The organism is Pseudomonas sp. xss_2 (assembly GCF_043104195.1).
Lineage (GTDB): Bacteria > Pseudomonadota > Gammaproteobacteria > Pseudomonadales > Pseudomonadaceae > Aquipseudomonas > Aquipseudomonas urmiensis.
The window spans coordinates 179,443-188,863 of record NZ_JBICKL010000112.1; the positions used below are offsets into that span (position 1 = coordinate 179,443).

Below are 9,421 nucleotides of genomic sequence, written 5' to 3' on the forward strand. Positions count from 1 at the left end.
ACAACTTGAGTGATGACTAGTACCTCTGCGCAGATTTTTTCAGCGTCGTCAGGAAATAGGCAGGATGGAGCGCCGATAACTTTGCGGCCAAGTTCGCCCCACATTGATGCTGCAGGGGCCTTGATAGCTCTGCAGTTCCTGTGGGCGCGGGCTTGCCCGCGAAGTGGCCATGACAGATGACGAGACGGTTGAAGCCGAATGCGCAGTGCTGGCTACGGCAATCAGTCGTCGTATGACTTGGGAGGGAAAAAAGATCGCAGGGACAGGCACGAGCCCGCCACCCGCTTCCACGGGAAGTGTTCTGGGACCAGCAGAGGGTGACCGGGGAAACGGGGGCGGCCTTGCGCCGCCCCGCGATCAAAACTAACGAAGCGAGGGGTCAGGCGGCCTGGTGGCGCTTGCTGACTTGGGATTTGCGGACCTGGGCGCGGCAGGCGTCGCCAAAGGCCTGGAACATCTTGATCGAATCTGGGTTTTTCGCCGCTTGCCACTCGGGATGCCATTGCACGGCAAACAGGAACGGCGAGATGCTCGGTGCGTGGATTGCCTCGACCAGGCCATCTTCAGCGTGGGCAATCGGCTCCAGGCCTTCACCCAGGTTGCGCAGGCCTTGGCCGTGCAGCGAGTTGACGCGGATTTCGTCGGTACCCAGTGCGTCGCGCAGCCAGCTGCCTGGTTTGATCTTCACACCATGCACTTGCTGGTACTGGACGTCGACTGGATCTTCCGGGTTTTCCCGGTGATCGTTGAAACCGGCTTCGGCGTAGACCTTCTGGTAGATGTCACCACCCAGGGCCACGTTGATTTCCTGCATACCCCGGCAAATACCGAAGATCGGCAGGCCGCGGGCAATGGCCAACTGCACCAGGGGGATGTCGAACAGGTCGCGGTTCTTGTCCTGGGCTTTGCCGGGCGTTTCGTTTTCCTGGCCGTACAGCGCTGGGTCGATGTTGCTGCCGGCGCCAGTCAGGTAGACACCGTCGGCCATGTCCAGGTAGCTCTCCAGGTCTTCGGTACCACAGCACGTGGGAACCAGGACCGGAATGCAGCCTGCGAAGTCGACCAGCGGAGTGATGTATTTGTGGGTCATGACCTGATAGTCATGGCCTTTGCGCTCTTGGCTGCCCATGGTCATCAGGACGACGGGTTTGCGCAGGGAAGGTTGCTTGTTGCCAATGTTGCTGTTGGACATATGTCACCTTGGGACAGGTGCTTCCTGTCGTTGTTGTGCAGGCGCACGGCCTTGGCCTTGTGTACGACCTGGGGCCCCGAGCACTGCCGGCTCGCAGAGGGAGACGATGCCGGTCGGGGCTTACTCATAGCTTGCCAGAGCCGTTCGATATGTCAAACGAGTGGCGCGCGGTTTGGCGCCGTTTTTCGGGGGGTGTAGAGCAGCGCGGCCTTGGCTGGCAAGGGTTTGGCAGGGTTTCTGGTAAATATATTTAACGATGCAGTTGGATCATTGCAGCGCTGCAATGATCGGGGGCAAGCCCCTCCCACGATCAACGTGCTCGCGTGGGAGCGGGCTTGCCCCGCGATAGGGCCATACTGCCTAGCTCAATGCAGGATCTGCTTCAAGAACGCCTGGGCCCGCGCCGTACGCGGCTGCCCGAAGAACACCTGGGGCGGGCTGTCCTCGATGATCTGCCCACCCTCCAAAAACAGCACGCGTTCGGCCACCTGCCGGGCAAAGCCCATCTCATGGGTGACGCAGAGCATGGTCATGCCGGTATCGGCCAGTTTCACCAGCACATCCAGCACCTCGGCGACCATCTCCGGGTCCAGCGCCGAGGTTGGCTCATCGAACAGCATGATCCGCGGCTTCATGCACAAGGCGCGGGCGATGGCCACCCGCTGCTGCTGGCCACCGGAGAGCTGGCTGGGGTATTTATGCGCCTGGCTCTCGATCCCGACTTTGCTCAGGTACATCCGCGCACGCTCCTCGGCGTCCTTGCGCGATAGTCCACGAACGCTGGTGGGGGCGAGCAGGCAATTGTCCAGCACGCTCATGTGCGGGAACAGATTGAAGTGCTGGAACACCATGCCGATTTCGCTGCGTACCTGGGCGGCTTCGCGGCGGCTACTGGCCAGATCGATCCCGGCAACCTGGATAGTGCCTTGTTCAGCAATTTCCAGGCGATTGATACAGCGAATCAAGGTCGACTTGCCCGACCCCGAGGGGCCACAGAGCACGATCCGCTCGCCTTCACGGACCTGCAGGTTGATATCACGCAGGACATGGAAGGCGCCGTAGTGCTTGTTCAGGCCTTCGATGTCGATCAGCACCGGCCGCGAGTCGGCTTCGGGGGCAATGCTGGCAAGGCTTAGAGGGGCGGTCATGTTGTTGTTCTCCCGCTGGGGTTCTAGTCGAAGCGTGCGGCGCTGTAAGGCGCAGGATCAGTAAACGGCTGTTCGCCGGTGAGCATTTCGGCCAGCAAGCGCCCGGTGACCGGGCCCAGGGTCAGGCCATGGTGGGCGTGCCCGAAGTTGAACCACAGGCCTTTGTGCCTGGGCGCTGGGCCAATCACCGGGCGCATGTCCGGCATGCACGGGCGCCGGCCCAGCCAGGGCTGCTCGTCCAGGCGCTCACCGAGCGCCGGGAACAGCTTGCGGGCCAAGGCTTCGCAGCGCTGCAGCTGGATTTCGTTGGCCGGCGCATCGCTGGCGGCGAACTCGATGCCGGTGGTCAGGCGCACGCCACGGGCCATCGGCGCCAGTACGTAGCCGCCTTGGGTATCGCAGATCGAATGCTGCAATTGGGCATCGCCACGGGTGGCGTAGTGCATGTGATAGCCACGCTTGATGCCCAGCGGGAAGCGATAGCCCAGCGGTGCGTACAGCTCGGCCGATTGCGGACCGAGGCAGGCGACTACTTCGTCGGCGCTCAGCGCTCCGCGCTGGCTGTCGACCTGCCATTTGCCCTCCACCTGGCGCAGGCTACTGGCATCGCCATGCAGGAACTGCCCGCCACGCTGGACGAACAGTGCGGCATAGCCACGGGTCAGACCACCTGGGTTGCTGACGGTTTTCGGGTCGAGCCAGTGGATGCCGCCAACGACATCGCCTTGCAATTGCTGCTCGCGTGCTTGCAGCTGCTCGCGCTCCAGAAATTCATAATGCAGGCCATAACGGGCCAGGCCCTTGACCTCTTGTTTGGCCTGGGCGAACAGGGCAGGGTCGCGGAACACCTCGATCCAGCCTTTGGCCTTGACCAGCGCAGCCAGCCCGGCGGCTTCTATCAACGCGTCGTGCTCCTCGACGCTGCGCTGCACCAGCGGCAGCATGTCGGCCGCCGCCGAAGCCAGGCGGCCGGGCGCCGATTGTTGCCAGTAGCGCAGCAGCCAGGGCGCCGCCTTGGGCAAGTGCAGCGGGCTGTAGCGCACATCCGGCTGGCGGTTCAGGCCATAGCGCAGCAGCGCGCCAAGGTTACGCGGGAACGCATAGGGAATGACGCTGGAGCGTTCGATCAGCCCGGCGTTGCCATGGCTGGTGCCGCTGCCCGGCTCGTCGCGGTCGATCAGGATCACCTGACGGCCACGCGCTTGCAGGTGCAGCGCAGTGCTGACGCCGACGATACCGGCGCCCAGGACAAGGGTTTGGCAATGCATGGAGCGTATCCTTGGGTCAGTTCAGGTGGCGGCCCAGGCGGGCTTCCAGGTGTTTCAGGGTGCGCCGGACGATTTCCACGATCAGCAGATAGAGCACCGCCGCCCACAGGTAGATCTGGAAGTCGAAACTGCGCGAGAAGGCCAGCTTGGTCACGCCCATCAGGTCATAGATGGTCACCAGCGAGGCGATGGCGCTGGCCTTGATCATCAGGATCAGCTCGTTACCCAAGGGGCCGATGGCCACCAGCAACGACTGCGGCATGATCACCTTGAAGAAGGTGGTCGAGCGCTTGAGGTTCAGCGCTCGCGCCGCTTCGTACTGCCCCGGGGCGATGGCCAGCAGGCTGCCGCGGAAAATCTCTGCCTGGTAGGCGGCAGTGTTCAGGGTGAAGGCGAGCACGGCGCAGTACCAGGCCTCGCGGAAGAACCACCATAGCCCCAAGTCTTGCCAGAAGCCTTTGAGCGAGCCGAGGCCGTAGTACAGCAAAAACAGCTGGGCCAGCAGTGGCGAGCCACGGAAGAAATAGATGTAGCCAGCAGCCAGGCGGTTGAGCAGTGGCTGCTTGGACATCCGCGCCAGCGCCAGCAGCAGGCCCAGTAGCGCCCCGAGGGTAAACGAGATCGCCACCAGCTTGGCGGTCACCAGCAGGCCATCGATAAAGCGCGGTCCGTAGCGCTCCAGCAGTTCGGGGTCGAGCACCAGCCCCAGCAGTTGTTCGACAGTCATGCCCGTGCTCCTTGCAGGTGACGGCTGCAGCGCCGCTCGATGAAGGCAAACACCCGGCCCGACAGCGCCGAGAACAGCAGGTAGCCCAGGCAGGCCACGCCATAGAAGAACATCGGCTCCTTGGTCACGCTGACCGCCAGGTTGGTCTGGCGCATCAGATCGACCAGGGAGATGGTCGACACCAGCGAAGTGTCCTTGAGCAGCGACAACCAATTGTTGGATAGGCCGGGCAGGGCGATGCGGGTCAACTGCGGCAATACCACCTTGAAGAACCCGGTGCGCTTGCTCAGGCCCAGTGCCGAGCAGGCTTCAAGCTGGCCCTTGGGCAAGGTCTTGAAGGCGGCCAGCCAGATTTCGCTGGAGAAGGCGGCGAACACCAGGCTGAAGGCGATCATCGCCGCGAGGAAGGTATTGATCAGCACCTCGCCTTGATAGCCCATGGCAGCGAGAATCTTCTGCGCAGCGATCTGGCAGCCGTAATAGATGATCAGCAGGGTCAGCAGCTCCGGCAGGCCGCGAAATACCGTGGAAAAAGTGGTTGCCCAGGCCCGTGGCAGGCGTTTGCGCGAGCGGGCGGCAAGGGCCACAGCCAGGCCAAGTGGCAGGCCAATAGGCAGACAAGCCAGGGCCAGCGACACAGTCACCAGGGCGCCGGCGAGCAGCGCCTGGCCCCAGCCACCGCTGGCGAAAGACAGCAAGGACAGTTGATCGAACATGGGTGTTTCCCCACTTGCAATGAGTGCATGCGAACGTGCGCGGGAGCGGGCTTGCCCCGTGATGGCGCCCGCCAGGCGCCTAGGCTGAGCCCGCTGCCACGCAAATGTCCTGGTGGTCAGTTATAGATGTCGAACTCGAAGTACTTGCTGGCGATCTTCTGATAAGTGCCATTGGCGACGATCTCGCCCAGGGCCTTGTTCAGTCGCTCGCGCAGCGCCTCGTCGTCCTTGCGCACGGCGATGGCGGCATCGGCTTTGGTCTTGCTGACATCACCGAGGATCTTGCAGCAGTCCTGGCCGTTCTTTTTCTGCCAGTCGAGCAGGGGGAACTTGTCGGCGATCACCCCGTCCAGGCGCCCGGCAGCGAGGTCGGCGTTGGCCTCATCCATGGTCGGGTAGAGCTTCACATCGGCGCCGGCCTTGGCGTACACGTCCTCGGCGTAGATCGCCTGGGTCGAGGACGACTGGGCGCCAACGGTGTAGCCTTTGAAGTCGGTCTGGGCGTCGCTGATCGGGCTGTCCTTGGCGACCGCGACGGTCAGCGGGGTGCGGTAATAGTGGTTGGTGAAGGCGATCTTCTTGCGCCGCTCCTCGGTGTCGATCATCGAGGCGACCACAGCATCGTATTTGCGCGCCATCAGCGCCGGAATGATGCCTTCCCAGTCTTGCGCGACCAGCGTGCACTCGACTTTCATCTGCTCGCACAGGGCGTGGGTGATATCGATATCGAAACCGTGCAGCTTGTTGTCGGCATCGACATAGTTGAACGGCGGATAAGCGCCTTCAGTGGCGAAACGCAGGGTCTCGGCGCTGGCAGTCCCCGCCAGCAGCAGGGCGCACGCACCCACCATAGCCATGGTCTTGTTCATCTTGCACCTCTAGGGTTGCTCGCTTGCTATTGTTGTTTTCCCGCCGGCCACGAGGTGTAGCCGACGAACTCGTTATGTAGAGCGGCAGTCGCTTCCAAGCGCTTTTCAACATCAGGCCCGAGTTTCTTGCAGACCTCGTTGACCATCAGGTGCACCCACGACAGCATCGCCGAGGTGGATTCCCAGAACAGATTGAACTCGGTGGGGATGCGAAATACCTCGTCGGCATTGGCATCGGCCCAGTCACAGAAGGTGTCGGTCACCAGCGTGACCGGAATGCCCGCCTGGCGTGCCTTCTGGCACAGCATCAGGGCGTGGCGTGAATAGCGGCGCGCCTCGAAGACCACCAGCGCACTGTGGTCTGGGCGGCCGAGCAGGACCTCTCCAAAGTGCCCGGCGCTGCCGTCGACCACCTGCACGCCATCGCGCAGGTAGTGCAGCAGGTGGGTCATGCATTGGGCGACGCCGCGCTCGGTCTGAAACCCGGCGATGAACACCCGAGGCCGTTGTGCCAGGCGCTGGGCAACCTGGTGCCAGGCCTCAGTGCGGCTGTACTCATGCACCCGCACCAGCGCGGCGATTTCCAGCTCCAGGCTGCCGCTGCTTTGACTGTCGTCGTGCTTCTGGCGATATTCTTGCAAACGGTCACCCACCAGCCATGGGCCATCGCCCAGGTCGCTTTGCAGGTCTTGCTTGAGCGCCTTCAAGTGGGCATAGCCGAGCGAGCGGCAGAAACGGCCAACGCTGGATTCGCTGACGCCAAGCTTTTCGGCGATGCTCGCCGAAGTCTGGAACGGCAGTTCGTGCAGGTTGCCGAGCATGTAGCTGGCGATCTTGCGGCCCGAGGCGGCAGCACTGTGCAGGCTGTGCTCCAGGCGTTGCTTGATCGATTGGCTCATGACGTGCTCCGGGCTGGGTGAGGCGTGAAATAGAAAATGGATCTTTTCTGTCATCAAGTCAACATTTGACAGATAGCTGTCACATGCATGAAAGTTTTTGTCATTGCCAACGCTGTTGCCATTGCGTTTCCAATAATTCCAAGAAAGGAGCTTCAGATGTCCGCACCCTCCACCAGCGCTGTCGTGCGCGTGCCGTTTGCCCAATTGCAGGCGTTGCTGCAAGCGATCCTCGAGCGCCATGGTTGCAGCCAGCAAGTCGCCAGTGCGCTGGCCTTCAACTGCGCCAGTGCCCAGCGTGACGGCGCCCATAGCCATGGCGTGTTCCGCATTCCCGGCTACGTTTCGACCCTGGCCAGTGGCTGGGTCAACGGCAAGGCCGTCGCGCAGGTCAGTGATGTGGCGTCGGGCTATGTCCGGGTCGATGCCGGCGGTGGCTTTGCCCAGCCCGCGCTGGCTGCGGCGCGCGCGCTGCTGGTCGAGAAGGCGCGCAGCGCCGGGATTGCTGTGCTGGCGATTCACAATTCGCACCATTTCGCGGCCCTATGGCCGGATGTCGAGCCGTTCGCCGATGAGGGCCTGGTGGCGCTCAGCGTGGTCAACAGCATGACCTGCGTGGTGCCCCATGGCGCCAGCAAGCCGTTGTTCGGCACCAACCCGATTGCCTTCGCTGCGCCGTGCGCCGGGACTGACCCGATCGTCTTCGACATGGCCACCAGCGCCATGGCCCATGGCGATGTGCAGATCGCGGCGCGCGCCGGTCAGCAACTGCCGCTGGGCATGGGGGTGGATGCCAATGGCCAGCCGACCACCGACCCCAAGGCGATTCTTGAAGGTGGCGCGCTATTGCCGTTTGGCGAGCACAAGGGCTCGGCGCTGTCGATGATGGTCGAGCTGCTGGCAGCGGCATTGACCGGCGGCAACTTCTCCTGGGAGTTCGATTGGAACGGTCATCCGGGGGCGAAGACGCCTTGGACTGGGCAGCTGATCATCGTCATTGACCCAAGTAAGGCCGAGGGTGATCGCTTTGCCCAGCGCAGCCGCGAGCTGGTTGCGCAGATGCAAGCGGTGGGGTTGACGCGCATGCCGGGTGAGCGGCGTTATCGCGAGCGCGAGGTGGCTGAGCGTGAAGGGGTGGCGTTGACCGAGCAGGAGTTGCACGAGCTCAAGGCAATGGCTGGCTGAGCTGGCGCTATCGCGGGGCAAGCCCGCTCCTACTCGTAGTCGTGCAAGGGACACACCTGGCGGGTCGTGCAGCCTTGCACTAACTCTGTTGCATTCAGGTGATGTTCCTTGGGCGCAACTGCGGGTATCCTCGCTCAAGCATTTCCGAACTGTCCTGATTCAAGGAGCTGTGCGCTGTGTTCAAACATGTCGATGCCTATGCCGGCGATCCGATCCTCTCGTTGATGGAAACCTTCAAGGCCGACCCGCGTGCCGACAAGGTCAACCTGAGTATCGGCCTGTACTACGATGAGGCCGGCGTCGTGCCGCAGCTGGCGGCCGTGGCCGAGGTGGAAAAGCGCCTGGCCGGTCAGCCCCATGAAGCTTCGCTGTACCTGCCAATGGAAGGTCTGGCCAGCTACCGCCAGGCGATCCAGGCACTGCTGTTCGGTACCGATCATCCGGCCGTCGCTGGCGGGCGGGTTGCCACCGTGCAGACGGTCGGCGGCTCCGGCGCGCTGAAAGTCGGCGCCGACTTCCTCAAGCGCTACTTCCCGCAGTCCGAAGTCTGGGTGAGCAATCCGACCTGGGACAACCACCGGGCAATCTTCGAAGGCGCGGGTTTCAAGGTCAACACCTACCCGTACTTCGATGCGAGCACCCGTGGGGTGGACTTTGCCGGCATGCTGGCAACCCTGCAGAGCCTGGCACCCAACAGCGTGGTGCTGCTGCACCCGTGCTGCCACAACCCGACCGGTGTCGACCTGGACCAGAGCCAATGGCAGCAAGTGGTCGAAGTGGTCAAGGCGCGTGAGCTGATTCCGTTCCTGGATATCGCCTATCAAGGCTTTGGCCAAGGCCTGGATCAAGACGCCTTCGCCATTCGCGAAATGGCCCGTGCCGGTGTGCCGTGCCTGGTCAGCAACTCGTTCTCGAAAATCTTCTCGCTGTATGGCGAGCGGGTAGGGGGGCTGTCGGTGGTCTGTGACGACCAGGCGACCGCGCAGAGCGTGCTGGGTCAGCTCAAGGCCACTGTGCGCCGCAACTACTCCAGCCCACCTGCATTTGGTGCGCAGTTGGTTGCAGGGGTACTGGGCGATGCCGGGCTCAATGACCAGTGGGCGGCGGAAGTCGAAGTGATGCGCCAGCGTATCCTGCAAATGCGCCAGGGCCTGGTCGATCTGCTCGGCGAGCTGTTGCCAGGTCAGGACTTCACGTTCTTCCTCGAGCAGCGTGGCATGTTCAGCTACACCGGTTTCAACGTCGAGCAAGTGCGCCGTCTGCGCGACGAGTTCGGCGTTTACCTGATCGACAGCGGCCGGGTTTGCATGTCGGGGCTGCGCCCAGACAACCTGCGCCGTGTTGCCGAGGCGTTCGCCGCGGTTCAACAGGGCTGATAGCACTGCGTTCTGGTCGGCAGCCAAGTGCTGTCGGCCAGATC

The 9,421-nt window shown here is 62.9% G+C and carries 9 protein-coding genes; 2 read left to right on the plus strand and 7 right to left on the minus strand.

Translation table 11 applies throughout. The features are described 5' to 3' along the window. Positions 1 to 379: 379 nt before the first annotated feature. From ACF8K2_RS25770 to ACF8K2_RS25800, 7 genes are all read right to left on the minus strand, one after another. The gene (locus ACF8K2_RS25770; protein ID WP_186557071.1) at positions 380 to 1,192 is read right to left on the minus strand and encodes a gamma-glutamyl-gamma-aminobutyrate hydrolase family protein; all 813 of its coding nucleotides are present in this window, start codon (positions 1,190 to 1,192) and stop codon (positions 380 to 382) included. 365 nt (positions 1,193 to 1,557) lie between these two features. Then, on the minus strand, positions 1,558 to 2,340 hold the full coding sequence (locus ACF8K2_RS25775; RefSeq protein ID WP_392468741.1) for an amino acid ABC transporter ATP-binding protein: 783 nt from the start codon (positions 2,338 to 2,340) through the stop codon (positions 1,558 to 1,560). A 23-nt stretch (positions 2,341 to 2,363) separates the two neighbouring features. Next, positions 2,364 to 3,608: an FAD-dependent oxidoreductase gene (locus tag ACF8K2_RS25780; RefSeq protein WP_392468743.1), complete on the minus strand. Its 1,245-nt coding sequence runs from the start codon at positions 3,606 to 3,608 to the stop codon at positions 2,364 to 2,366. Positions 3,609 to 3,624: 16 nt separating this feature from the next. Then, the gene (locus tag ACF8K2_RS25785) at positions 3,625 to 4,335 is read right to left on the minus strand and encodes an ABC transporter permease (protein ID WP_186557074.1); all 711 of its coding nucleotides are present in this window, start codon (positions 4,333 to 4,335) and stop codon (positions 3,625 to 3,627) included. Then, positions 4,332 to 5,051 carry an ABC transporter permease gene (locus ACF8K2_RS25790; RefSeq protein WP_186557075.1) on the minus strand — a complete coding sequence of 240 codons (720 nt, stop codon included), beginning with the start codon at positions 5,049 to 5,051 and terminating at the stop codon, positions 4,332 to 4,334. The genes ACF8K2_RS25785 and ACF8K2_RS25790 overlap by 4 nt, the downstream gene beginning before the upstream one ends. A 116-nt stretch (positions 5,052 to 5,167) precedes the next feature. Then, positions 5,168 to 5,920, minus strand: coding sequence for a transporter substrate-binding domain-containing protein (locus ACF8K2_RS25795; RefSeq protein WP_186557076.1), 753 nt, complete (start codon positions 5,918 to 5,920; stop codon positions 5,168 to 5,170). A gap of 26 nt (positions 5,921 to 5,946) precedes the next feature. Further along, the gene (locus ACF8K2_RS25800) at positions 5,947 to 6,819 is read right to left on the minus strand and encodes a MurR/RpiR family transcriptional regulator (protein ID WP_186557077.1); all 873 of its coding nucleotides are present in this window, start codon (positions 6,817 to 6,819) and stop codon (positions 5,947 to 5,949) included. Positions 6,820 to 6,975: 156 nt separating this feature from the next. Between ACF8K2_RS25800 and ACF8K2_RS25805 the strand changes: the two genes are divergently transcribed. Beyond that, on the plus strand, positions 6,976 to 8,001 hold the full coding sequence (locus tag ACF8K2_RS25805; RefSeq protein WP_392468747.1) for an Ldh family oxidoreductase: 1,026 nt from the start codon (positions 6,976 to 6,978) through the stop codon (positions 7,999 to 8,001). A gap of 176 nt (positions 8,002 to 8,177) precedes the next feature. Further along, positions 8,178 to 9,377, plus strand: coding sequence for an aromatic amino acid transaminase (locus ACF8K2_RS25810; protein WP_392468750.1), 1,200 nt, complete (start codon positions 8,178 to 8,180; stop codon positions 9,375 to 9,377). Positions 9,378 to 9,421 lie beyond the last annotated feature (44 nt).